Here is a 22,840-nt window from a genome sequence, read left to right as displayed (position 1 = left end):
TCATGCGCTTACTTATCGAAACTTGTATTCCGACAAAGCGCAATATTAGGTGAAAATGAGGTGGGAACATGCCAAACGGCGGTGTAGCGTATTTCTCCGCAGAGTTCGGGCTCGATGCATCCTTACCGATTTACTCGGGCGGCCTTGGCATATTAGCGGGCGACCATATCAAGGCAGCCGCAGACATGAATGTTCCGCTTACGGGCGTAGGCATATTTTATGGCAAAGGTTATTTTCAGCAGCACATCAACGAGGCGGGCGTACAGCAGCAATGGTATCCGGAGGTCGATCTGAAGGCGAGCATCTATCCGGTTCAGCTCGTGGTAGATGCGGATGATCGGCCGGTCGTTATCCGTGTTACGGTCGCCGGCAGGGATGTATATGCTGGGGCGTATTCCGTCCAACTGGGGCCCGTCACGCTTTATCTCTTGAATACCGATGTGGAAGGCAATAGCGATCACGACCGCCGCTTGACCGATACGCTCTACCCGAGCGATCACGATGCCCGCATCAGCCAAGAGATCCTGCTGGGCGTCGGAGGCGCGAGACTGCTGGCAGCGCTAGGCATCCAACCGGACGTCTATCATATGAATGAAGGGCATTCCGCCTTCCTGACGCTCGAACGCATCCGCATGTTGTCGGCCGAGGGGGTACCGTTCGAGACGGCGCTCGAAGCGGTCAAGGCGAGCACGGTGTTCACGACGCACACGCCGGTTCCGGCAGGGCACGACGTCTTCTCCATCGATATGATGGACCGTTATTTCGGGGAGTTCTACTGGCAGCTGGGGACGGACAGAGAGCGTGTGCTCTCGCTCGGCTTATTGGATGGCGCCTTTAACATGACAAGGCTTGCGGTCAGCACATCGTCGAAGGTGAACGGGGTAAGCAAGCTGCACGGCGAGGTAACGAAGGATCTGTTCCACCGATGGATGCCGCATATTCCAAGGCAGGATATTCCCGTGGATTCCGTGACGAATGGCATTCACATCGGGACGTGGCTGGCTGACGGGATAAAAGGGCTGTTCGACCGGCACCTCCCGTACGGCTGGGATGTCCGCACGTCCGAACAAGACGTGTGGACCGCCGTGCGGGATATCCCGTCCGCGGAGTTGTGGGCGGAGCACCAACGGGCCAAAGCCGAGATGGTGGAAGAGCTCGGCCTGCCGCTTGCCCTATCCGGTGGAGCGCCGCTGATCATCGGGTTCGCGAGGCGGTTCGCGACCTACAAGCGGGCGTTGCTCATCTTCCGCGATCTGGAACGGCTCGCGCATATTGTCGGGAATCCCGAGCGTCCGGTATGTCTCGTTTTCGCCGGGAAGGCGCACCCCGCGGACGGACCGGGCAAGGAACTGATCCGGCGAATCGTGGAGCTGACCCGGGAGGAGCGATTCAAGAACCGCGTCTTTATCGTGGAGAACTATGCGATGGATAAGGCCAAGAAGCTGGTTCAAGGCGTCGACGTATGGCTGAATACGCCGGTGAAGCCGATGGAAGCGAGCGGGACCAGCGGTCAGAAGGCGGCGATGAACGGCGTACTCAACTGCAGCGTTCTGGACGGCTGGTGGGTCGAAGGCTACAATGGGCGCAACGGCTGGGCGATCGACGGCGCGACCGACGGCGACCCCGAGTACCAGGCACAGCAAGATAGCGAGGCGCTGTACCAGCTGCTGGAGAGCGAGATCGTTCCCCTCTTCTATAAGCGGGGAGAACGCGCCATTCCGACGGAATGGATCAACATGATGAAGGAATCGATCTGTACGCTCGCGCCCGTCTATAACACGCATAGAATGGTAAGCGATTACTGGCACAAGATCTACGTTCCTGCAGCAGCACGGGGCAAAAGGTTCGCGGCGGATCACTTCGAAGTCGCGTCAAGAGTAGCCGCCTATAAGGCATTCATCCGGAATAACTGGCCTTGCGTGCGGGTTAAGAAAGTGGAGATTCTGGCCGACCACAGCAGCCGGATCGGGCTGAACAAGACGGGTCTCCGCGCCGAGATCCAGCTCGGGGGCATCTGGCACAAGGACGTCCGCGTAGAGGCAGTCGGTTCCGACGGGAACCGCGGGATCTGGAAGGCGAAGCTGGAGCAGGTACAGCAGCAGTCCAAAGGATGTTTTGTCTACGAAGGCGTGTCTCCTGACGTGGCGATTAACATCTGGAAGGCGAACGTGAACGTGCGCGTGACGCCGATCAGTCCGGATTTCGAGAACGATTTCGAGATGGAGCTTGCTGCCTGGGGTGACGGCGGCCGCCATTGAAGACGGTGATGTGGGGCAGTTAGTTCCTAGCGGAATACGTGCGATCATTACAAAAAGGAGCAGATTGCGCATCTGCTCCTTTTTCATAAACGTTTCAGCTTGTTGGGTTAAATTTTGCTGACAAGCTCCTTATTCTGAAGCAATGCCACCAGGTAGGCCAAGGTCAACCCTTGTCCCCAACCCTGTACGCGTTTCTTGGAGATCACTTTGTAATCGTCCACGCTGTACATAACCGCCGTTCCAGCCGACACATTGCGGACCGAACCGTCTTCGTCGATGTTGGCGAGGATGCCCTCATACGCCTTCGTCATCGCGTTCTGGTGCAGCGGATGGCCGTTGATGACGATGGCCGCCGCGATCCCCGCCGAAGCGGAAGTCTCTTCGTAAGAGGTTTCGTCGTTCAAGACGGTGCGCCACAGCCCTTGCGGAGTCTGCAGCCTTACGAGCGCGCTCAATTGATCGCCGAGCGCTCCGCCGATCTGCATCCATGCCGGCATGAACGGATTCAGCATTTTGTAAGCCTGCGACATGGTGTAAGCCGCCCATGCGTTAGCCCGGCCCCAATAGATGCCGGACAGATGATCTTGTCTTACGTTGTCCCAGGCATGGAAGAACAGATTGGTCTTGTTGTCTTGCAAATATTCTTCATGCCAATAGAATTGTTTCAAGGCATCGTCGATGTATTCTTTGTTGTCCAGCTTGAACCCGAGACGAAGCAAGAAGTAGGCGGCCATGAACAGCGTGTCTGCCCAAGCTTGTTCAGGGAAATCGTTCTTGGACGAGACGGTATGCTGGAATACGCCATCTCCGAAACGAATCGCGTCTTTACGCAAATACTCTGCCTTAAGCAGCGCGAGATCCAAGTACTTGGAATCGCCTGTCGCTTCGTGCAATGTCAACATCGTATGGCCCATCGCGCAGGAATTCACCATGAGCGGCGGAATTCCGAGCTCCAAATATTCGTCAACCCACTTCACTAGGAAGTCGATGTATTCTTGATTCCCCGTTACTTCCCACGCTTTGGAGATGCCGTAATATGCGACCCCGCAGGACCAGTTCCAAGTAAAATCGATATTCATCGTTCTTCGAACGACGCGGTCAATTAGTTCTCTGACTTCTGTCTCGTTGCACTCAAACTTTCGCATACCCTGCACTCCCTATTTCCTATAATGATTGCTACGTCCATTATACAAGCAACTTTGGCGGGAGCACAGTCAATCAGACGTCATAAATCATTAAAAAACAGACAATTCGGGAATGTTCAATAGCAATCAAAGATAATCATGACTCCGAGAGAGCGCCATGAAACGCTTGAACAACCAGCTGCTCGACATACGGATCATCGACCCGATCGCCAGAGACTAACAGGCGGTAGAAGATCGAACCGTAGATAATATCGGTAATTAGTGCGAAGTCCGCCTTCGGATTCAAATCCCCGCGCTGCAGCCCCCTATCCAGAATACCGCGAACCTCCAGCCGGCGAGGCTGTACATAGCGAGTCCGGAACGCGTCCGCCAATGCGGGGTCCGCTTGTCCTTCGCCTATGATTTGCAGCAGGACAGCCCCTTCCCTGCTAACGAGAAACCTGGCCAAGCCAGTCGCATGCTCAAGAATATCCTTATAGGCTGAACCGGTATCCGGTACTGGCAGTCTTGCGGCTGCAGCGGATAAGAATCCGTCCATTACGACAGCTGCTTTATTCGGCCACCATTTGTAGATGGTGGCTTTGCTCACTTTGGCCTGTTCAGCGATCTTCTCGACCGTCACCGATCCGAAACCGCTTTCGAGCAATAATTGATAGGAAGCGTCCAGAATCGCATTCTGCGTCTCCAGATTTCGCGGACGCCCTCTTTTTGCTTGCACGTCTCATCATCCTTTCTGACTGATCAAAGGCCGCCATATCTAAATCAACATTACGTTTAGTATACAAAATCCGCACCGTAATGATAATCACAAAAAGCCTATTTACAATACGATACGTTCAGTATATGATTAAGTCATGATTTAGTGAACCGTACGTTCAGTATATGTGAGGAGGAGTTACTATGCCAAGTAAATCGGGTCAACGAACAAGCGGGATTTCGCGGTGGATGATGTTCGTGCTGGCCTCCGCATGCGGTTTGATCGCCGCTAATCTGTACTACTCGCAAACCTTGGTGGGACCGATCCGCGATGCCCTGAATCTGTCATCTTCGGCTGCGGGGCTCATCGTGACCGTGACCCAGATCGGGTATGTGCTCGGCTTGCTGTTCATCGTCCCGCTTAGCGATCTGATCGAGAACCGGCGGCTATCGGTCGGTATGCTCCTACTAGCGGTTGCCGCACTGCTAACTTCCGCTTTCGTCTCCAACGCGCCATTGTTCCTGCTCGCCTCCCTGTTCATCGGGATTGGCTCCGTCGTCGCTCAAATCTTGGTCCCCTTCGCGGCATACTTATCCACCGAGGAGCAGCGCGGCGCCGTGGTCGGCAATGTGATGAGCGGTCTCCTCTTAGGCATCATGCTCGCCAGGCCGGTTGCCAGCTTCATTACCAGCGTATGGGGCTGGAGAGCCATCTTCATTCTGTCCGCCGTTGTTATCGCCCTCTTAACGATTGTGCTCGCTTATGTACTGCCAGAGCGCAAGCCCGCGTCTAATGTACGTTACGGCAAATTAATTCTATCCTTGGGCACACTGTTAAGACAGACGCCGATCTTAAGGCGCCGCGCGCTCTATCAAGCGTGCCTGTTCGGCGCTTTCAGCTTATTCTGGACCGTCGTTCCGATGCACTTATCCGATGAATTCGGCATGTCCCAGCAAGGAATTGCTTGGTTTGCGCTGGTCGGCGTAGGCGGCGCGATTGCGGCGCCGATCGCCGGAAGACTGGCGGACCGCGGCTTGGGCAAAGTCATTACCGGCGTGGCTATCTTGGTGGCGGCCCTGTCCTTCATGCTGATCCATTTCTATGATAGCCATTCCACGGCGGCCTTGATCCTTCTCTATATCGCGGCCTTTACGCTCGACATGGCCGTATCGGGAAACTTGGTCATTGGTCAGCGAGCTATCTACTCTTTAGGGAACGAGGCGCGGGGACGGCTGAACGGACTGTTCATGTCCATTTTCTTCGCAGGCGGAGCGATCGGCTCCTCGCTCGGAGGCTGGGCCTACACTGAAGGCGGTTGGGGACTGGCATCGCTGATCGGCACCGTCTTGCCGGTATTCGCCTTGGTTTATTATTTCACGGAACTGCATATCTTAAAGGGTAATAAGGCAAAAAGCGGAATCTCCTGAGGTTTGGATAGAGCGAGGCTGCAGCCTGTTTGTGGATAAAACAAAAGAACGCCGCCTCGGTTGAGGTGGCGTTCTATGTTGTTATGGGGCAACACAAACCTATTTTTCCTTAATAACCAGCATCACGCCAATCAGGATCAAGACGGAACCCGCCCAGAACGTTATGCCGATGGACTCATCTAAGATAAGCTAACCCAGCAATGTACCGAAGACCGGTTGGAAGAAGAAGAACACACCTCCGCTTGAAGCGTTCAGCATCTGTAATCCGCGATTTCAGAGTATGAATCCACCTGCCGTAGACACGATACCCAAGTATAAGATTCCTCCCCAGACTCGTCGGGTTCGACAACTGGGAGAATGGAATCTCATCTAATCGCGGAAGAACAAAGGGGGTCAAAATGAGTGACTCCATTGTATCCAGAAAGTGGTCAGCTTATTTGTTAGCCAAAAAGAGCCACACCGGAGAGTAACCCGTTGTGACTCTAATTAACTGTTGCCAACCCAGCGTCAGCCTACATCCTTCTCAGCCTGCGGATCGGCTAGTCTAATCCGCTCACCGTCCCTCCGATCCCAGATCAGGCTTACGACTGTACCTTGACCGAGCTCAGAATGCGCCTCGATTCTGCCGCCCATCGCTTGTACCAGCTCCTTGGCGACCGCCATGCCGAGCCCGCTGCCTTCGGCGCCGCTCTCCGTGTTCAGCCCGCGATAATACCGGTCGAATAGGCGTTCAAGCGTCTCTTCATCCATCCCCTTGCCGTTATCCGCGAAATCGATGCGCCAGCTTTGCCCGTCCGCTCCGTGTGTTAGAGCAATACTCAGGACGGTCTCCGGGGGATTGTGCAGGAACGCGTTCGCGACCAGGTTGTCGACGATGCGTTCGAACCAAGGCGGATGCAGCTCCGAGAGCACGGTAGTAGACGGCACGGAACACTGCACCTTCCCGGCTTCGTACTCGGGCCGCCCGGAAGCGCGAATGACCGCCTCCTGCAGCAGGTCCCTTACATCCAACATCTCGAATTCGACGGGCAAGTCACCGCTTCGCAGCCTATACGTCAGCGACAAATCGTTGATCAATTTATCCATGTACTCCGACTTCTCCAGAATGACGGACGCGAACTTGCGGACCTCTTCCTCCGTCCAACTGTACTTGCCTGCCGCCATCATGTGGGCATAGCCTTGGATGGAAGCGAGCGGCGTCTTCATATCGTGCGTCACGCCCGCGATCCATTCCTCCCGCGTCCGCTGCGTACGCTCCGCGGCCTCTCTGCCCGTGCGCAGCGCCGCCGTCAAGGTCTCGAGCGATTCGAATACCTCGCCGAATATCCGGTTGCGGCGCTTGCGGCTATCCTTCCTCCGGAACGAGAACTTTCTTCGTTTCGGCTGCTGCGGGGGCAACTCGGGGTAAACGCCTGCGCCAAGCCGGCGGATCGCGCCAAGAATATGTATAAGAGGTGTGCCGAACCGGTTGGCGTACCAGATGGAGAGGACAATGAAGAGCAGCAGCGCGCCGAGCAAAAATGCGACCAATCCCCCGATCATCACCTGCACCTCGGGCATCATGCCGGGAATCGGCATCGCATGCCGCTGGGCCTCGCTCATCGGATATTGATACACCCACGTGTAGCCGGTCTTCTGGTCGTATCGAGTATCCATCAGCGTGCCGACGCCGTCGTTGTTCGCGATTTGCAGCGCGAGATCCTGCAGCGCATAGGTTGTCGGCGACTCTTCCGGACGTTCCCATGAAGCAATCTCGTGACCGTTGCGATCGAGCACCTGCACCCAACCATCCCGCTGACCAAGCATCTCGAGCGTAGCAGCCGAGAAGGCCAGCCGTCCGTCCTCAAGTTTCCCGTCATCGATCAGCCGACTTAGCAAATCCTCGGTCGGAGACCGCGAACCGTAGAGCAGCGTGTACGTGACGCCCTCTTTCTCCTGAATCCACAACCCGAGCCGATAGGGATAGGGTTCACCGCCGATCCAGTAATCCATCAATTGGCCGGGAACGTACCGCTCGGGCAGATCGCCGGGGGCATTGAACGATTGGATGACATTGCCGTCGTCGTCCAGACTCTGCAGCCAGCCGCCGTCCTGCCGCAGCCGTTCGAGCAGCACGGGATCGGCGATTAACCCGTTATCGTCCGTCTGCGATTTCGAGATGAGCCGGGAGATGCCGGTCGGCGCGAAGTTGCGCCGAATTTCGATTTCTTCGAACTTGGCGAGAATCCAGACCAGGATGACGGCCGCAAGCACGACGAGCAGCAAGCCAGCTCCGGCCAGCTGCAGTCCGAACCGAACGGCTAGTCTTCTGCGGACCATATCAGCGCTCTCCTTCTGGCAGCATCAGCTTATAGCCCAAGCCGCGTACGTTCACCAAATACTCCGGCTTCGACGGGTTGCGTTCGATGCGCTCGCGAATCCGGTGGACGTGAACCATGACCGTGTTATCGTCGGCGAACGCCTCCTCGCCCCATACGCGTTCGTATAGCTCGCTCTTGCTGAAAACGCGATTCGGATGCTTGCACAGGAACAAGAGCAGCTGGAATACGAGCGCCGGGCAGTGCGACGGTTGCCCCTCTACCGTGAGCGTAGCCTGCGCCTCGTCCACTTGAAACCGGCCGAAGTCATACCGCCCCGACATCCCCTGCGCCGTTTCTTCAGCTAATGCAAGCTGTTGTTTCGGCTGGAGATATCTGCGCAACTGCGCTTGTATGCGAGCGACGACCTCAAGCGGATTAAAGGGCTTCGTAATATAATCGTCGCCGCCGACGGCAAATCCGGATAATTTATCGAAGTCCGAGGAGCGCGCGGTCAAGAAGAAGATCGGCGCATCCGTCGTGCCGCGGATGAACGGGCAAATTTCGAGCCCGCTCCGTCCGGGCATCATGACGTCAAGCAGCACCAGATCATAGCGCGTACGAGCACATGCGGCCAATGCCTCTTCCCCGTCATGCGCCAGATCGATCCGCGAGAAGCCCTCCTTCCGCAGCACGGTGGCCATCATGTCCGCGATCGCTCTCTCGTCGTCCACAATGAGAATCTTCGCTTCTTTCATTTCATCACCCGATATAGTAAGAGATAGTAGTATTGTATCGCACATCCGGCCGATGGCAATCTTACCGTTACCTTAATTTTCCTTCAACGGCGGTCGTAAAAGTTAAGGCTCCCTTCATTCTCCGTTGCGGGTGGCGTAAGTTTGGGTCGATATACTAGAGTCAGACTTGCGAAAGAGGGAGAAATGACCATGAAGGTAAAGACAAGAAATTTGCTTCAACGCGCTGGCCGATCAGCCGTACCGCTTCTGGCGGCCGGTCTGGTATTGGCAGGGTGCGGGGTCGATAGCGGTCAATCCAAGGAGGATAAAGCGGTGAGCGGACATGAGCAAACGGCAGAACAAGCGGTCAATGAAACTAAAGCGGGAGAGAACGAAGCACACGACAAAGAGAACCTTGAACGCGTCGGCGGGCAAGAAGTCGCGGATAGCTTGCTGGGCGGCGAATACGAACGGCTCTATAACCAATTCAGCGATGACCTCAAACAAGCCGTGACGCTAGATCAGTTCCGTTCCATGGGCAAGCAGTTCACTGCGAACATCTCGTCCTTCGAACAGACAAGCGAGATGCGGCTGAACGGGTACCGGCATTACGTCTGGGCCAACGCCCAAGGTACGAAAGGGTTGAGCGCGACGCTCGACGAGTCCTCGACGATCGCGGGCATTCAGATTCTGGAGCATGCCGCATTCCCGGCTACCGACGTCGCCTATTCGAAGACCAAGTTCCAACCGCCGTTCGAGGGCGATTGGCTTGTGTTCTGGGGCGGGCACAACTCGTTCCTGAATTATCATTACGAATACGAGCCCGTACGGTACGCCTACGATCTGGTCGTCGAACGGGACGGATTCAGTTATCAAGGCGATCCCGCCAAGAACGAGAGCTACTTTGCCTTCGGGCAGAATGTCCTGGCGCCGGCCGATGGCGTCGTGGTTGCCGTCGTCGACGGTATTCCCGATAACGTTCCGGTTGGCCAAATGAATGAAGCGCAGCCGGCAGGCAACGTGGTCACGATCCGCCATGAGAACGGCGAGTACAGCATGATCGCCCATTTCAAGAACGGCTCCATCCTCGTACAAGAGGGCGACGCGGTAAGTGCGGGTCAAGTCATCGGTCAATGCGGCAATTCGGGCAATTCCTCAGAGCCGCATATCCATTTTCAAGTATCGCCGCCTTCGGAACTGGACACGATCGCGACGACCATCCCTGTCTCCTTCGAAAGCGGCGCCAAGCCCGTACGCGGCGATATCCTTACCGGATCGAAGCCTAGGTCTTAATAACTCAACTTTCGCAGAGTCAAAATATGCTCAACAGTACGTTTAGCCTGGGTTTGACGCCATTTAAGTTATTGGCTTGACAAAATAGAAAAACACCTCTTCGTTTGGTAAAGTGAAAGTACGACCAATCACTACCATATAGAAGACGCTGGTTTCAAAAAGAAATTCGGCTTTACTTGTGCCTATCTATTTCGTCTTGGTGCTCCTGAATCGCCAGAATGGCGTCGATAAATTTCTCCACCGCTTCCGCGCCATGATCCATCTCATACTGGTGAATGCGGTCGGCAGTGGGCGAGCACATGCGCTACGATCAGTTTATTTTGAATGAGGGAGTTGCCCGTCAGCAGAAAAGCGTAACAGGGATCGGAGTTGATGACCAACTCGTAAATTTTGCTCAGACCAAAATCGTATTGCATCTTCATTTTGTGGAACGTTTTATCAAATAATAACACTAACGTTGCATAAACCTTGAGATCACTTTATGTCAGAAAATTCAGACCTTTTAAAGGTAGTCCGTCTCATTTTTCATGCACAGATTTAAAAAAACAGAAAGTTATGAAGAGCTGAAACCCATAAAAAGGATTGGGGTTATATAATGGAAAGAATGTAATAACTTATACTCTGAATTTTTTTGTAAGAGGATCATCATGGAATGTAATAATATTGTAAACTAATAGATTTGGAAGATTTCTGTGGTATTATTTGTATGCGGCCGCAAAAATATCCAATTAGGGGTGCTGTTTTTCTATGAAACGTATGTTCAAAAAAACATTATTATCGCTAGGTTTAACCGCTTGCGCTGTATGTGCGATTTCTTCCGTATCTTTTGCCTCAATCGCCTGGAACTCTACTGCTACAGCATATGGAAGCGGTGGGAGAGCAAACATCAATGCAAATACCTCACAGACAAATGAATCTTATAATTACCAAATCAGTGTAAAGGCAACTACTAATGATGGCTCAACCAGAAGCGCAGTAAAGAATCCTGCAAAGGCGACGGATCTTGTTAATGTTAATTTTACGACCACTGGAGCTGTGAGCAGCGGCACTTCATATCATGAGTGGGTCATGAGCGGCGAGAGCGCCAGCGTGAATAAAAGTATCGACTTCCAGTATTAATCGGTAAAAAACATATGTATTTCAAGACGTGAGTAAGGCAATTTCGCCTTATTCACGTTTTACTTACTCTGGAGGAGAAAATGCGACAGATTATAAACGATATTTGGATTAGCAAAAAAATATTTATTATGCTCTTTTTTGGCTTCCTATTAACGATATTGCCGATTTTAATCGCACTTTCTACTCAATCCTACTATAACGAACATTTTTACCAGTCCAAAAATGGTTATTTTAACTATTATTACGCTTTAAAGATGGACCGTATCCAAGAGGAAGATTTGCTTCACATTCAAGAACTGGCAAGTTCTACATTTGAACATTCAAGTGTTCTTACAGCAACGATAGCGGTTACAGATCCGAAATTAGGTTCAGTTCAAGTTATAGGATTATTGAATAATAAAATCTGGTCACCGCCGTTGCTTGAGGGAAGGGAAATAACATCCGATCAAGACAAAGAAATCGTTACAGGGAAACTGATTGCCGATCATACCGGAACGATTCAAGTGTTGAATCAAGAGTATCATGTTGAAGGAATTGCCGGAATAAACAAAGGAAGAGACATGATCAATGTCTATAATTCCAATTTGTATGTTTTTTTGAATGAACTACCGGAACAAATAAAACGGGAAATCGCACAAAAAGGCGTCCTTCCAACCGTTGTGAGGTCAAATCGTAATCCCGAAAACGAAATGAATCGGTTTATATCCGAATTGCAACAATATCGCCCTGAAATAAAGGTGACCATTGAAAATCTCATACCAACCTATGAGAAACAAAAACAATCAAGACAAGGCGTCAAGGAGATCATGAGTTATCCGTATAAGCTCGTAATGATCGCGTTATTAAACTGCGTCAACGTAAGCTATCTTTGGATTTATTTAAAGAGAAAAGAATTTTCCTTGAGAAAAGCTCTAGGCGCGAGCAATCTTAATCTCTTCGTTCATATCTTTAGCCAATTGTTTCTATGCGCTGTGTTGGCAGCGGGGTGCTCCTTTTTCATCCAGTGGATTCTCAGCAAACTTAGTATAAAAGTTGTTGAAACTACGACATATTTCATTAGCATAGACTTTAGTCAAACCATCATCGGTATTCTGGCTACTTTCGCCGTTGCACTCCTGACTTCGGTCATTCCATTGCTTCATATTTTCAGAATCGAACCCGCCAAGGCTCTAAAGGAGTAGACGACATGTTTAGGATAAAAAATGCTTTTCTGGCCTTGCGCATTCGCTGGGTCATTTCCATACTTCTACTCATTCAGTTTACATATGGATTATCAACGATAACAGGTACGAGCAATATCTTTTATAACCTGCACTATATGAATAGCCAGTCGCTATTAGATTTGGACAGCACTTACTTAGTCGTTCCCGATAAAATTACAGATGAACTTCAAAAGCAATATACGAAAAATGATGTAGAGGAAATATACGATAACTTAAAACGTCATCCCGATGTAGTTGCTTACGGCACTTATTATGAGGATAATGTCATTTTAGATACAAAAGCGCATCCTCTTGATCCTCAATTGATAGCCGACTTAACCAATCACTTTCTAGGATTAGATGAACCAATCATCCGTACCATTGTAATTGATGAGCCGTATAACCAGATTTTAAACTTGAAGTTTACAGATCAGGACTTCAGAAAGAACAGCAATGATGAAACCAATGTGCTAGTAGGCTCTTATTTCAAACGCTACTATAAGATCGGTGATATCATTAACGCTCAATATAAAATTATCGGGTTTTTACCTGACAAGTACATTGTGAATAATAATACATCCAACGTCTATTTAAAGCTCGACAAAGCGATGTTGATACCGATGCCGGAGGATATCTATACCCTCTATGATTCTATGATTTCAAGACTGCAATTCAATACGGTGCTAAAGCTGCGCCCAGGGGCGGACTTGGATCAGTTAACTCAAATGATACAACTCAAAGGGGATTCGGTTCCTTTAGGCATTCATAACCTGGGGGAAAATATTCGGCAAGACATCAAAGTTAATGCTTATTTGGAAATTCCTCAAATGGTGCTTGGTCTATCCTTTATTCTGTTTTCCGTAATCGGAATGGTCGTTACCACGATCGTGTCCATTATGATCAGGAAAAGGGAGTTCGGAATCAAACTGGCATTAGGGGAAAGTGAACACGGTATTTTATATCAAATTATAATAGAGAATCTGATTATTGCAGTCGCAGGCCTAGGCCTATCCTTGTTGCATTTTATGTGGAAGTATAAAGGGCTGCTTCAGTTTTCGAGCGATATGAATCTGGCAAGTCCACTTGACTATAAAGCCAATGGATCGGTTATTGGCATTGTCTTTATTATTTTATTGGCAGTTATTCTCATTTCTAACTTCTTCATCTACCTTTTTATTAGGAAACAAGAGCTAAAGACATTGATTGGGGGCATGGAATGATGGAACTGATTAAGCTGCACAATTTAAAAAAAATATATAAACGTAAATATAGTAACACTCATGCTTTGGATGGAATTAGCTTAACGATCAATCAAGGCGAATTAGTTTCCATTATGGGACCGTCAGGCTCTGGAAAAAGCACGTTATTGCATATATTAGGCTTGATGGACTCTCCTACCGAAGGGGAGTATGTATTAAAAGGCAGAACTCTTCAAGCCATCAGAAGCCAGCTGCATAAGACAAGGAATTTAATGATTGGTTTTGTTTTTCAACACTTCGCATTGTTGAAAGATTACACTGTGCTCGATAATGTTGCATTGCCGCTAACCTTTAGAAGATCCCGCCATAGAGAAAGAATAGCAAAAGCTCAATTTTATTTGGAGAAGGTCGGATTAAAGGAGCATATGGACAAAAAACCTGACGAATTATCGGGCGGCCAGCAGCAAAGGGTGGCCATTGCCAGAGCTTTGGTCGGAGAGCCCGAGTTGATTTTAGCCGATGAGCCTACTGGAAATTTAGATCGAAAAACAGGCGATGAAATAATGGAGATCTTGCAGCAATTAAATAAAGAAGGAAAGACGATCATCATCGTGACGCATGATTTGGAGATTGCTCGAAAAACGAACCGGATCATTGAGATCATGGATGGAAAAATTTATACTGATCGGATTTTGCAATGTCTCTAACATCGTTACGATTGAAATTAGACACAAAGACTAGACTTAGGATCTCAACTATCGTAGAGCCAAAATCGGTTTTAACTCTTGCAGTTACTGGCGTTGTCAGCTACCAGATATAGGGCTTGAAAAATAGAAAAACACCGCTTCGTTTGGTAAAGTGAGAGTATAGAGCAATCACTACCATCCAGAAGAGGTGTCTTCCATTATGATAGATCATCAACCTGACCTAAATCAACTCCCAAAAGAGTTAAAGTCTGCTTTTCAAGAACTGAACATCATGAAATATCTTCGACAAGCCGGATTTCGCAAGCGTTTTGGCTTCACTTATACTCGACTATTTCAGCTCGTCTTCGTTCTGTTGTTCCATCAGAAAAACTGGTTTCGTTTGCTTGAAAGCAATAAAGGGGAGTCGTTCCCCGGCAAAGACGCCGTCTATCGCTTTCTCAATCATACCGGCTATGCCTGGCGTCGTTTTCTAACGTTTCTCAGTACGGCAACGGTGCAGAAAGTAAACTCACTTACGTCCGTGGATTGAGATTCGGTCTTCATCGTCGATGACTCCATGTTCGAACGCAAGCGGAGCAAGGCCGTTGAACTGCTCGCGCGGTTCAAAGATCACGCGACCGGTGCTTATTACAAAGGATTTCGCATGCTCACCATGGGTTGGTCGGACGGTCACACGTTTTTGCCGCTCGACTTTGCACTGCTCAGTTCCAGCAAGGCGGGCATCAACGGGATAAACGCGAGCGTCGACAAAAGAACGCACGGTTACAAGCGTCGGCTGGAAGCGCTACAGTCAGCTCCGCAAGTGATCGTGTCCATGCTGGATCGCGCCATCTCAGCTGGATCTACCGCCTCCTACGTCTTGATGGACAGTTGGTTTACACATGCACCACTCATTGGCGAAATTGTAGCTCGCGGTCTAGACGTGATTGGCATGGTCAAGAATGACAACAAGCGCTTCCTGCTTCAAGGCCAGAAATTGTCGCTGAAAGAGCTCTATGCCGCTGCGTCTCCGATCGCAAGCAAGAAGCGCGGCGTCCTCCGCGCCATACGAACCGAGTTAGCCTCTGGCATTCCTGTTCACGTCGTATTCGTTCGTCATCGCACAAAGAAGGAATGGTTGGCTATTTTGACGACGGATCTTTCCCTCTCCGTAGAAGACATTATCCGCATTTATGCGATCCGCTGGGATATTGAGGTCTTCTTTAAGTGCACCAAATCGCTGCTTCGCCTACAAAAGGAGTTTCAAGGCCGTTCCTACGATATGCTCATCAGCCACACGACCATCGTGTTTTCACGCTACATCCTGCTAGCTTGGCAGCATCGGCAAAGCACCGATTCTCGCACATTTGGCGGCTTGTTTTATTTGCTGTGCGACGAAGTCGGTACGTTGGATTGGGCCGTCGCCTTACAACAACTACTCCATCTGATTAATGAAATTGCTGCAAAGGCAGGCAAAAGACTCTCGGCTCTCATCCAATATCAACTTCAGCAATGGATTGCCGTTTTGCCCAATTACATCAAGGCTTGTTTGCCTATTTGTTACTGCGAAAGTTGAGTTAATAAGATGTTGGATGTGTTTGTTCGAAAGAGGCCTTACCCCCGCCAATGGCGGAATAAGGCCTCTTTGGTCATAGCTTAACAACTAACTGGACGACACCGCTTAGCGTTCCCAATGATCCGATCGTCAAAATAATCCAGGCCAATACGCGTCGGGCTTTTCGCTGTCTGGAGGAGATCAACAATCTCCAAGCCGCGAACAGGAAAATACCGCCAACCACGATGTTCGAGATTACAAGCGCAATGGGACTCCCGCCAAATGCGGCCTCTAACAAACCGTCTACGCCTTGTTCTACATCCGCTTTCATTGCTTCACATCCATTTCGTATACTGCGAGACTTGGAACAAAATAAGTATTATTAACCATATATAACCAGTAGGTTCAACGAAGATTATAACCTACAAATTAGTGCAAGACTACCTCTTTACGAACGGTATCTTCAATGGTACAGGGAGCAGCACCTTGAAGGCCTGCTCCCTGTTCTAGCACGATCGCTATTATGATCAACGATAGCCGATTCATCCAACTGCTAACCCGCCATCCAGGTACTTACTATCCCTTAAGCCCTGTCGTGCTGATGCCCTCGACAATGTACTTCTGAAAACCTGCGAAGATGGCCAACACGGGAATCAGCGATAGGACGGACATGGCGAATACCGCTCCCCAATCGGTATCCATCGCCGGGTTCGACATCGATTTGATGGCGAGCGCGACAGTTCCGAGCTTCTGCGAGTTCAAGTACAGGAACGGGCCGAAGTAGTCGTCCCACGTCCAGTAAAACTTGAAAATCGTGGCCGAGACCAGCGCCGGAACGATTAGCGGCAGCATGATCCGGAGGAAGAACCCGAATCGGCCGCAGCCGTCGATCCGCGCCGATTCATCCAATTCCAGCGGGATGCCGCGCATGAACTGGATCATAAGGAAGATGAAGAAGGCGCCCCCGGCGAATGCCGGCACGATCAGGGGCAGAGGCGTATCGATCCATTCCAGTTCTTTGAAGATCAGGTATTGGGGGATGATGAGCACTTCGCCGGGCAGCACATCGTCAGCATCATGCATACGAACCAGAACGATACGCCCGGGAACCTGATTCTCGCGAACGCATATGCGGCAAGCGCCGCAACAAGCGGATCCATAAGATAAAAAAACCTGCTCTCTTCTTGACGACCATAGGATGGCTACCCTTACGATTGAACTTTCATTTTCAAATTGCGAGCGGGTTTCAGTAGAACATGAAGCCGTCTACGACTCGCCGATCGCCTGATTCGCCAGATTCAGCAGAACGACGTCATCCATCGGCGGATTGTGCAAGCCTGCCCTTACATCGCGGTACATTCGCTCGAGCGGCAAGCTGCGGGACAAACTTAGCGCGCCGACGATTCGCATCGCCTGATCGACGATTCGAATGGCCGCATTCGTTGCCGTATATTTGGCAAGTCCAAGCTCGTGCTTCATATGGGCCCGGTTGTCCGGATCTTGATCCCATCGATCTGCCGTATGGAACAGATAGCTTCTTGCCGTTAGCAGTTCCGCCTCCATCAGCCCGATCTGCCGTTTAATATGAGGGAGCTCGGCGATGGGCGTCTGAAGCGAATTCGGCTTGTGCTTGCGGGCAAAATCGAGCGCGAAGTCGCGTGCGGCGCGCGCGATCCCCAGATAGCAGGCCGGAATGTGCAGCAGCGTGCCTTCTGCTGAAACAGGTGCAGAGGAGACCCCCACTATAGTAGGTTCAAGCCCCCGGATCGTATCTTCGTCCGGCACGAACACATCCTCCAGCACGACGTCATGGCTGCCGGTCGCCCGCATCCCGAGCGAGTTCCATGTCTCCTCGATCCGGACGCCGTTACCTTGGCGGACAAAGAACAGCCCTACATTATCGCTGTCTTCGATCGCTGCCGATACGGTGAAGAATGCAAGGATCGGGCTCAGCGTGCTATATGATTTCCGCCCGTTTATTCTCCATCCGCCTGCTACGCGCTTGGCTGTCGTCTCCGGCCTGCCTCCGCGGCTCGGGCTTCCCGTTGCGATCTCGCTGATCAGCTCGTTCGCGACGGCGCCGCTCGCCACCGTCTCCTGGCACATGTCCGCGAACAGCTTCTCCGGCCACGCTCTCGTCAGCCTCAGTTGGAGCAGCAGGCCGATATGCCAGCCGACCGCCAGCGCCGTCGAGCCGTCTCCTCTGGCCAGCCGTTCTTGGGACAGTACCATTTCGTAGACCGATCCTTCTTCACCGCCGTATACCTTCGGGATCGTCAGCTTCAAATAACCGGATTGCTTCAGGTCCTCGAAGTTCTCGAACGGGAACGATCCCTCCAGATCGTGCTTGGCAGCTCGCTTGGCGAACCGCTCCCCAAGCCAGTCAGCCCTGGAGGCTATCTCTTCTTCGCGCTTGTTGCGTAGGAACGGGTCTCGTTGATCTGCTTGGGCCATTGTTCTACCGCCACCTTTCTACCTATTCGTATGTGCTTGCTTGGTTTAATGATAGAAGCTTTTGCTGCTCCGTTATAGGCAATTTCCCGATCATTTTCTTGTGAAAAACCGATTTCTTTAATCATGATATGCGCTAGACTCCGACTTCAAGCAGCGCTAAGTGGAGAAGTGTTCAATCCCGGCCGAGCTTCTCCTCGATCCGCTCCGAATAGAGATAGAGTTTGTCGCCGGCCTCTTGATAGACAAGTTGCTCATACAGCTTCTGCATCCGCTGAACGTACAGCAGCCCGAGCAGACTGCTGACTACGGCCCCGATAATGACGAAAGGGATGAGCTTATGCCATAGCTTGAATCTTCTCACGTGTTCACCTGCTATATCATACTATTCCGATTTGTATTAAAAGAATAACACAAAATGGGCATACTGTCCGTCGGTGTGCATGAAAAAAAGCAGCCAGATGGCTGCCGTGTTGAGGTCATGCGTATAAAAGTCGCTTGCTTGCGGGGAGCAGGAGAAAAAAGTGAATCGAAAGGTCGGATATCGGGCTAGCTGCGAATAATCCGTTTGGCCTTGGCCGCCTGCAACCATGACGGAAACTCGTTCAGCAGTTGGTCGTAGAGCGCCTCATCGGACACGGCCGCGATATCATCCAGATGTACGAAGTTCGCATTATCGACCACGCGGCCTTCCATCGTGTTGAGCTTCTTCAGCACCTCGAAATCCGACTGGCCGATGCCTACGAACTGCCAGAAAATCGGTTGAACCGATGAAGCCGTGAGGACCTTCTTGATCGGTTTCACGACACCGCCGTCGTTAATGAAAATGATCAATACCGGCGTCGACGAAGGGTCCTCCTCCGTGTATTTCCGAATGACATCCTCCATGACCGGAGGCTCGTTGTTGCGTCCGAACTTGTGGATCTGCGGATCGTTCAGAATTTGGCGGTGCACGTAATCGCTGAAGTCTCTCTCCGTCACGGACGGCAACCGGCTAAAATGATTGTCGTACACCCACACGTCCAGCGTAGCGTTATCGTCGAATTTACAAGCCACCGCCAAGATGCGCTCGACGACTTCCTGCACGGTCCCGTTCCGGTACAAGGTCTGCATCGACCCTGTAATATCAAGCACGATACCTACCCTGGCGACCACGCCGGTCAGCTTTTTCTTCTCGAGCGTCAGTTGCACGAGTTTTTTGCGCAGATCGATCGTAGACAACGGAGCGGGCGTTGCTACGGCTGCTGCTACCTCGGGCGCCGCGCTTCCCGACGCTTCCAGCTCTAATCCGAAACTGGTGCACAATGCCTCTAGCCCGCCATGATAACCGCTGCCGATCGCATTGAATTTCCATTCCCCGTTGTATCGATAGAGCTCGCCGACGACAACCGCCGTCTCCTGGGCAAGATCCGACCCGTACTCGTACCGGAACAGCTCTTCTCCCGTATCCGCATTCACGAGACGAACGTATAGGCCGGATACGTCTTTCATGGCGTGGCCCAATTTCTCCCCCTCGTGTATCGTGACCGAAAAAGCCAATTTGGCGGCGGCAGGCTGGAGCTTGTCCAACGTAATCGTTACGGATTCCCGGTCATGCGATTGCAATGATGCATGCGCAAGCGCTCCGCTGCGGTCAACCGGATTGCCATAGAAAATGAAATCTTCATCCCGTTCGCAACGGCCTCTGTCCGATAGGACAAAACAAGAGGCGTCGATGCTCATGGCGGCGTTGGTTGTCTTCCATCCGAAATGGAGGCTCAGCTTGCGTACATTACGGCCTTTCGTCACATCTGCCTTTTGTCCCTTTAACAGGTTCATGTTCATTGCTCCTTTATCCATGGGCTTCCCAATGACCAACTGGAAGCGTCAGGTTAATCTGTATCATGCAGGTATCCATTGCGATAATTATACGGAATCTGGATTCGATAAGGAATCCGGTCACAGATCGTTCATACGCGATTCAGGGGCAATCTGGTTCAAACAGAACAAGCCCTTCCGGGTGGAAAGGGCTTGTCGCTCATGCCGTAACTGCCTTCCGCTCATCCTCGTGAGCGTCTACTTGCTCGAATGTTCCATCTGCGCGTATCTGTAAGAAAGGAGCACCGATACGATCGTTGCGCCGAATGCCAGCAGCAGCAATGCGATCACGTGCCACGGATAACCAAGAAACGGCGTGAGGAGCATCAGCAGACCGGCGCCGACGAACCAACGCGCGCTTGTTTGATGCGTAAGCTTCCACACCTTGTCGTTCGTGAGCGTCCACCGGTTCCGGATGCCGATCGTATAATTGGGACGAATCGTCGGCATATAATTGCCGATGACCATGAAGAGGACTCCGACGCATACCGGGGCGGCGACCATGACGTCGATCGCATAACCAAGCCCGTGGGCGATGCTGATCATATGAATGCCGAGCAGTACGGCGAGCAGCACGATCCGGATGATGCCAATCCCGCTCCGGAACGATTGAATATTGGCTTGGTTCGGGTCCATTCTCGAAGAGAGGATCATGGCGGCGAGCAGAGCGCCCATGATGACGGGCGGCAAGAAGAGGGCGATACCTTTCGAAGCATAGCGATCCGGTTCGCCATGGGCATTCCAGTGAATGGCCATTTGATCCGGCATGCTGGAATAGAAGGCCAAGCTTAAGATTATGGCGGCCGCGATCAGCAGCAGCGGGAACTTCATCGTTTTCATTGCGGTTCACTCCCTTTACTCGATTGGAATTGCAGAATCCACTTCAGCAGCTCGTTGAACACCGTCAGATTGAGCGAATAGACGATATGCTGCCCGTCACGCTTGCTGGAGACGAGATCCGCCTGCTTCAGCAGCGTCAGATGCTGGGAGATGCTCGGCTTGGATATATCGAAGTGATCGGCGATGTCGCCGGCGGTCATATCCTGCTCCCTCAGCAAATCGAGAATCGTCCGTCGCGTCGGATCCGACAGCGCTTTGAATACGGTATTGACCATGGTTATCTCCCTTTAGATAATTAGTTAATTAACTAAATCTATAATTAAGCATAGCCGCATGTTTCTCGACTGTCAAGGGATGGATATCCTCTCCCTCTATCGATTGTTGTCATTTTCAAGTAGAATAGCAATTATTGTGGAAATGGATCAACCGATAGATATCGAGGTTGCATTTCATAAGGAAGGGGCGTTATCGGAAGAATGCCGGATCAATATGGCGTGACGTGGAATTGCCACGATGAGAGAAAAGTGACATTGGAGGAAATCCAAGATATTGCGATCACGTTAGGGGTCGTTTTCCCTCCATCTTATGTAGAGACGATATTGCGTTATAACGGAGGAAGCCCTGAGCAAAACGTAGTTCAACTAAAGAATGGAGGAGATCTGATGTTCTCCAGTCTTTTTAGTTTCAGCGAAGACAGCCCTTTCTACATACTCGATTGGTATCAGCGCCGATTAGACGACGGGATTCCTGAGCATCTCATTGGTTTCGGAGATTGCCCTTTCGGCTCCACGTATTACTTTGATTACAGCGTCCTCACGAATAATGAGCCCAGGATTATCAATATCGGTGAATTGTGGGAGGAGATCGCGGAGGAAGGCCAAACGGCCGCGATCGGATATGAGCCTATCGAAGTCGTCGATAATTTCGAGTCGTTCTTAAAGTCGCTGACGTCCCTCGGCGATGACTAACGTAGACGATTTGATCTGATCGCTAATAGCCATCATCGGTTATGGCTAACCTTTCGTGATGCAAAAACTCCCTATGCCGTTCCAGGCAAGGGAGTTTGTTTTCTAAGCGGATATTCGATAGATTGCCCCTACTTGCCGAACATCGCTTCCGCCTCGTCCAGCGCCATTTTGGCGCCGAGGGAGGAATAGTCCAGCCACGGCTGATCGGCGACGACATAGACATGCTTGTTCTTCACGGCCTTCAGGCCTTGCCAGATCGGATTCTCTTCCAACTGATCAAATAGCTGCTGCGCTTTTTCTTCGCTGTTCACGACGACGAAGATGGCATCGGCGTCATAGTCCGGCAGCACCTCCTGCGAGATAGCCTCGTACGCTTTGTTGATTTGGTCTACGCCAGCAGCAGGCGTCAGCTGCAGGTCTTCGAACAAGAGCGGCCCCATCGGCCGTTTCATGCCGAACACGCGAAGTTCCTTCTCCGTGACGCGGATCGCCATCACCTTGCTGTTCTCGCCGATCTCCGCGTCAATCAGCGCCTTCACGCGTTCCTCTTGCGCTTTATAATCGCTGATGTATTGCTCCGCCTCTTGTTCTTTGTTCACCAGCTTGGCGATTGCCCGCAGCGTATCGCGCCAAGTGCCTTCATCGAGGTCGAACGCCTCCACCGGCGCGATTTTCATAAGATCGTCGATGTAGTCCTGCGAATTGCCTTTATCTACGTAGATGACGTCTGGCTTAAGCGCCAATATAGCTTCCATATCCGGTTCGGCGAGCGTGCCGAGCTTCTTCGTACTCTGCAGCTGCTCCTTTGTCTGGGGCAAGAAATCCTGCAGACCGCCGCCTACGACGGAACCTACCGGCGTTATGCCGAGCGCCAGCAGATGACTCGTCACATGAATCGAGATCGAAGCGATGCGCGGCGCGGCAGCTTCGCCGCTGGCATCCGCGGCCGTGTCGGCAGCCGACTGGTCGGCTTGGGCATCGGTTTCGCTAGATGCAGCTGTGGTGTTGGAACCGTTATTCGTCTTCTCGCCCGTCTGCCCGCAGGCAGCTAGAACCAGCAGCAAGATAAGGCTCATGATGACTAAAGTTGTTTTCTTCATGGTGTTCTC

20 protein-coding genes and 4 pseudogenes are annotated in these 22,840 nt (G+C 51.4%); 9 read left to right on the top strand and 15 right to left on the bottom strand.

The window, feature by feature from the left end:
• The first annotated feature begins 68 nt into the window (after positions 1 to 68).
• Positions 69 to 2,258: an alpha-glucan family phosphorylase gene (gene glgP / locus FHS18_RS16855; RefSeq protein WP_183601259.1), complete on the top strand. Its 2,190-nt coding sequence runs from the start codon at positions 69 to 71 to the stop codon at positions 2,256 to 2,258.
• Positions 2,259 to 2,365: 107 nt separating this feature from the next.
• On the opposite strand, the gene FHS18_RS16850 is transcribed toward glgP, so the two are convergent.
• Together FHS18_RS16850 and FHS18_RS16845 are read right to left on the bottom strand one after the other, a co-directional pair.
• Entirely contained in the window at positions 2,366 to 3,403 is a 1,038-nt protein-coding gene (locus FHS18_RS16850) for a glycoside hydrolase family 88/105 protein (protein ID WP_183601258.1), read from the bottom strand.
• Positions 3,404 to 3,539: 136 nt separating this feature from the next.
• The gene (locus tag FHS18_RS16845; RefSeq protein WP_183601257.1) at positions 3,540 to 4,121 is read right to left on the bottom strand and encodes a TetR/AcrR family transcriptional regulator C-terminal ligand-binding domain-containing protein; all 582 of its coding nucleotides are present in this window, start codon (positions 4,119 to 4,121) and stop codon (positions 3,540 to 3,542) included.
• A 182-nt stretch (positions 4,122 to 4,303) separates the two neighbouring features.
• On the opposite strand from FHS18_RS16845, the gene FHS18_RS16840 reads away from it, so the two are divergent.
• The gene (locus FHS18_RS16840) at positions 4,304 to 5,527 is read left to right on the top strand and encodes an MFS transporter (RefSeq protein ID WP_183601256.1); all 1,224 of its coding nucleotides are present in this window, start codon (positions 4,304 to 4,306) and stop codon (positions 5,525 to 5,527) included.
• 99 nt (positions 5,528 to 5,626) lie between these two features.
• On the opposite strand, the pseudogene FHS18_RS34405 reads toward FHS18_RS16840, so the two are convergent.
• The 3 genes and pseudogenes from FHS18_RS34405 to FHS18_RS16830 form a co-directional block, all read right to left on the bottom strand.
• A pseudogene (locus tag FHS18_RS34405) lies at positions 5,627 to 5,930 on the bottom strand (EamA family transporter); the annotation flags it as partial.
• 104 nt (positions 5,931 to 6,034) lie between these two features.
• Positions 6,035 to 7,846, bottom strand: a complete 1,812-nt coding sequence (locus FHS18_RS16835; protein ID WP_183601255.1) for a sensor histidine kinase — start codon at positions 7,844 to 7,846, stop codon at positions 6,035 to 6,037.
• A gap of 1 nt (position 7,847) precedes the next feature.
• Positions 7,848 to 8,582: a response regulator transcription factor gene (locus FHS18_RS16830; RefSeq protein ID WP_183601254.1), complete on the bottom strand. Its 735-nt coding sequence runs from the start codon at positions 8,580 to 8,582 to the stop codon at positions 7,848 to 7,850.
• 189 nt (positions 8,583 to 8,771) lie between these two features.
• On the opposite strand from FHS18_RS16830, the gene FHS18_RS16825 reads away from it, so the two are divergent.
• On the top strand, positions 8,772 to 9,854 hold the full coding sequence (locus FHS18_RS16825) for a peptidoglycan DD-metalloendopeptidase family protein (RefSeq protein WP_183601253.1): 1,083 nt from the start codon (positions 8,772 to 8,774) through the stop codon (positions 9,852 to 9,854).
• Positions 9,855 to 10,047: 193 nt separating this feature from the next.
• Here FHS18_RS16825 and FHS18_RS16820 read toward each other — a convergent pair.
• Positions 10,048 to 10,297: pseudogene (locus FHS18_RS16820) on the bottom strand (SpoVR family protein); the annotation flags it as partial.
• 304 nt (positions 10,298 to 10,601) lie between these two features.
• Between FHS18_RS16820 and FHS18_RS16815 the strand changes: the two are divergent.
• The 5 genes and pseudogenes from FHS18_RS16815 to FHS18_RS16795 all read left to right on the top strand — a co-directional run bounded on the left by FHS18_RS16815 (position 10,602) and on the right by FHS18_RS16795 (position 15,636).
• Positions 10,602 to 10,973 (top strand): hypothetical protein, encoded by a 372-nt coding sequence (locus FHS18_RS16815; protein ID WP_183601252.1) that lies wholly within the window; start codon positions 10,602 to 10,604, stop codon positions 10,971 to 10,973.
• 80 nt (positions 10,974 to 11,053) lie between these two features.
• A complete protein-coding gene (locus FHS18_RS16810; protein ID WP_183601251.1) occupies positions 11,054 to 12,154 on the top strand; it encodes an ABC transporter permease in 1,101 nt (366 codons plus the stop codon).
• Positions 12,155 to 12,159: 5 nt separating this feature from the next.
• Entirely contained in the window at positions 12,160 to 13,395 is a 1,236-nt protein-coding gene (locus FHS18_RS16805) for an ABC transporter permease (protein WP_183601250.1), read from the top strand.
• Entirely contained in the window at positions 13,395 to 14,081 is a 687-nt protein-coding gene (locus FHS18_RS16800) for an ABC transporter ATP-binding protein (RefSeq protein ID WP_183601428.1), read from the top strand. The genes FHS18_RS16805 and FHS18_RS16800 overlap by 1 nt, the downstream gene beginning before the upstream one ends.
• A 199-nt stretch (positions 14,082 to 14,280) precedes the next feature.
• Positions 14,281 to 15,636, top strand: a pseudogene (locus FHS18_RS16795) (IS4 family transposase).
• 73 nt (positions 15,637 to 15,709) lie between these two features.
• Here the strand turns inward: FHS18_RS16795 and FHS18_RS16790 are convergent.
• The 8 genes and pseudogenes from FHS18_RS16790 to FHS18_RS16760 form a co-directional block, all read right to left on the bottom strand.
• Positions 15,710 to 15,946 (bottom strand): hypothetical protein, encoded by a 237-nt coding sequence (locus FHS18_RS16790; protein WP_183601249.1) that lies wholly within the window; start codon positions 15,944 to 15,946, stop codon positions 15,710 to 15,712.
• 245 nt (positions 15,947 to 16,191) lie between these two features.
• The gene (locus tag FHS18_RS16785; protein ID WP_221401355.1) at positions 16,192 to 16,698 is read right to left on the bottom strand and encodes a carbohydrate ABC transporter permease; all 507 of its coding nucleotides are present in this window, start codon (positions 16,696 to 16,698) and stop codon (positions 16,192 to 16,194) included.
• A 183-nt stretch (positions 16,699 to 16,881) separates the two neighbouring features.
• A complete protein-coding gene (locus tag FHS18_RS16780; RefSeq protein WP_183601248.1) occupies positions 16,882 to 18,069 on the bottom strand; it encodes an acyl-CoA dehydrogenase family protein in 1,188 nt (395 codons plus the stop codon).
• 172 nt (positions 18,070 to 18,241) lie between these two features.
• Positions 18,242 to 18,430 (bottom strand): hypothetical protein, encoded by a 189-nt coding sequence (locus tag FHS18_RS16775; protein WP_183601247.1) that lies wholly within the window; start codon positions 18,428 to 18,430, stop codon positions 18,242 to 18,244.
• Positions 18,431 to 18,615: 185 nt separating this feature from the next.
• Entirely contained in the window at positions 18,616 to 19,287 is a 672-nt protein-coding gene (locus tag FHS18_RS35405; RefSeq protein ID WP_409348556.1) for a vWA domain-containing protein, read from the bottom strand.
• Positions 19,288 to 19,368: 81 nt separating this feature from the next.
• A pseudogene (locus tag FHS18_RS35400) lies at positions 19,369 to 19,884 on the bottom strand (TerD family protein); the annotation flags it as partial.
• Positions 19,885 to 20,121: 237 nt separating this feature from the next.
• The gene (locus tag FHS18_RS16765; RefSeq protein WP_183601245.1) at positions 20,122 to 20,763 is read right to left on the bottom strand and encodes an SdpI family protein; all 642 of its coding nucleotides are present in this window, start codon (positions 20,761 to 20,763) and stop codon (positions 20,122 to 20,124) included.
• Complete coding sequence (locus tag FHS18_RS16760) at positions 20,760 to 21,038, bottom strand: autorepressor SdpR family transcription factor (protein WP_183601244.1); 279 nt, start codon at positions 21,036 to 21,038, stop codon at positions 20,760 to 20,762. Before FHS18_RS16760 ends, FHS18_RS16765 begins: the two co-directional genes overlap by 4 nt.
• A gap of 201 nt (positions 21,039 to 21,239) precedes the next feature.
• Here FHS18_RS16760 and FHS18_RS16755 point away from each other — a divergent pair, with 201 nt between their 5' ends.
• The gene (locus FHS18_RS16755) at positions 21,240 to 21,731 is read left to right on the top strand and encodes an SMI1/KNR4 family protein (protein WP_183601243.1); all 492 of its coding nucleotides are present in this window, start codon (positions 21,240 to 21,242) and stop codon (positions 21,729 to 21,731) included.
• Positions 21,732 to 21,859: 128 nt separating this feature from the next.
• Here the strand turns inward: FHS18_RS16755 and FHS18_RS16750 are convergent, their stop codons facing one another.
• Entirely contained in the window at positions 21,860 to 22,831 is a 972-nt protein-coding gene (locus tag FHS18_RS16750; protein WP_183601242.1) for an ABC transporter substrate-binding protein, read from the bottom strand.
• Positions 22,832 to 22,840: the final 9 nt, after the last annotated feature.

Origin of the sequence: Paenibacillus phyllosphaerae (assembly GCF_014192105.1) — a bacterium.
Taxonomy (GTDB): domain Bacteria; phylum Bacillota; class Bacilli; order Paenibacillales; family Paenibacillaceae; genus Paenibacillus_Z; species Paenibacillus_Z phyllosphaerae.
Note: the sequence above shows the minus strand (reverse complement) of the source record. Positions and strands in the feature narration are given on the sequence as shown.

Excerpts from the sequence above, each read along its gene's own strand:
- glgP (WP_183601259.1), top strand. The coding sequence starts at position 69 with ATGCCAAACGGCGGTGTAGCGTATTTCTCCGCAGAGTTCGGGCTCGAT.
- FHS18_RS16850 (WP_183601258.1), bottom strand. The coding sequence starts at position 3,403 with ATGCGAAAGTTTGAGTGCAACGAGACAGAAGTCAGAGAACTAATTGAC.
- FHS18_RS16840 (WP_183601256.1), top strand. The coding sequence starts at position 4,304 with ATGCCAAGTAAATCGGGTCAACGAACAAGCGGGATTTCGCGGTGGATG.
- FHS18_RS16835 (WP_183601255.1), bottom strand. The coding sequence starts at position 7,846 with ATGGTCCGCAGAAGACTAGCCGTTCGGTTCGGACTGCAGCTGGCCGGA.
- FHS18_RS16830 (WP_183601254.1), bottom strand. The coding sequence starts at position 8,582 with ATGAAAGAAGCGAAGATTCTCATTGTGGACGACGAGAGAGCGATCGCG.
- FHS18_RS16825 (WP_183601253.1), top strand. The coding sequence starts at position 8,772 with ATGAAGGTAAAGACAAGAAATTTGCTTCAACGCGCTGGCCGATCAGCC.
- FHS18_RS16815 (WP_183601252.1), top strand. The coding sequence starts at position 10,602 with ATGAAACGTATGTTCAAAAAAACATTATTATCGCTAGGTTTAACCGCT.
- FHS18_RS16810 (WP_183601251.1), top strand. The coding sequence starts at position 11,054 with ATGCGACAGATTATAAACGATATTTGGATTAGCAAAAAAATATTTATT.
- FHS18_RS16805 (WP_183601250.1), top strand. The coding sequence starts at position 12,160 with ATGTTTAGGATAAAAAATGCTTTTCTGGCCTTGCGCATTCGCTGGGTC.
- FHS18_RS16800 (WP_183601428.1), top strand. The coding sequence starts at position 13,395 with ATGGAACTGATTAAGCTGCACAATTTAAAAAAAATATATAAACGTAAA.
- FHS18_RS16790 (WP_183601249.1), bottom strand. The coding sequence starts at position 15,946 with ATGAAAGCGGATGTAGAACAAGGCGTAGACGGTTTGTTAGAGGCCGCA.
- FHS18_RS16785 (WP_221401355.1), bottom strand. The coding sequence starts at position 16,698 with ATGCATGATGCTGACGATGTGCTGCCCGGCGAAGTGCTCATCATCCCC.
- FHS18_RS16780 (WP_183601248.1), bottom strand. The coding sequence starts at position 18,069 with ATGGCCCAAGCAGATCAACGAGACCCGTTCCTACGCAACAAGCGCGAA.
- FHS18_RS16765 (WP_183601245.1), bottom strand. The coding sequence starts at position 20,763 with ATGAAAACGATGAAGTTCCCGCTGCTGCTGATCGCGGCCGCCATAATC.
- FHS18_RS16760 (WP_183601244.1), bottom strand. The coding sequence starts at position 21,038 with ATGGTCAATACCGTATTCAAAGCGCTGTCGGATCCGACGCGACGGACG.
- FHS18_RS16755 (WP_183601243.1), top strand. The coding sequence starts at position 21,240 with ATGCCGGATCAATATGGCGTGACGTGGAATTGCCACGATGAGAGAAAA.
- FHS18_RS16750 (WP_183601242.1), bottom strand. The coding sequence starts at position 22,831 with ATGAAGAAAACAACTTTAGTCATCATGAGCCTTATCTTGCTGCTGGTT.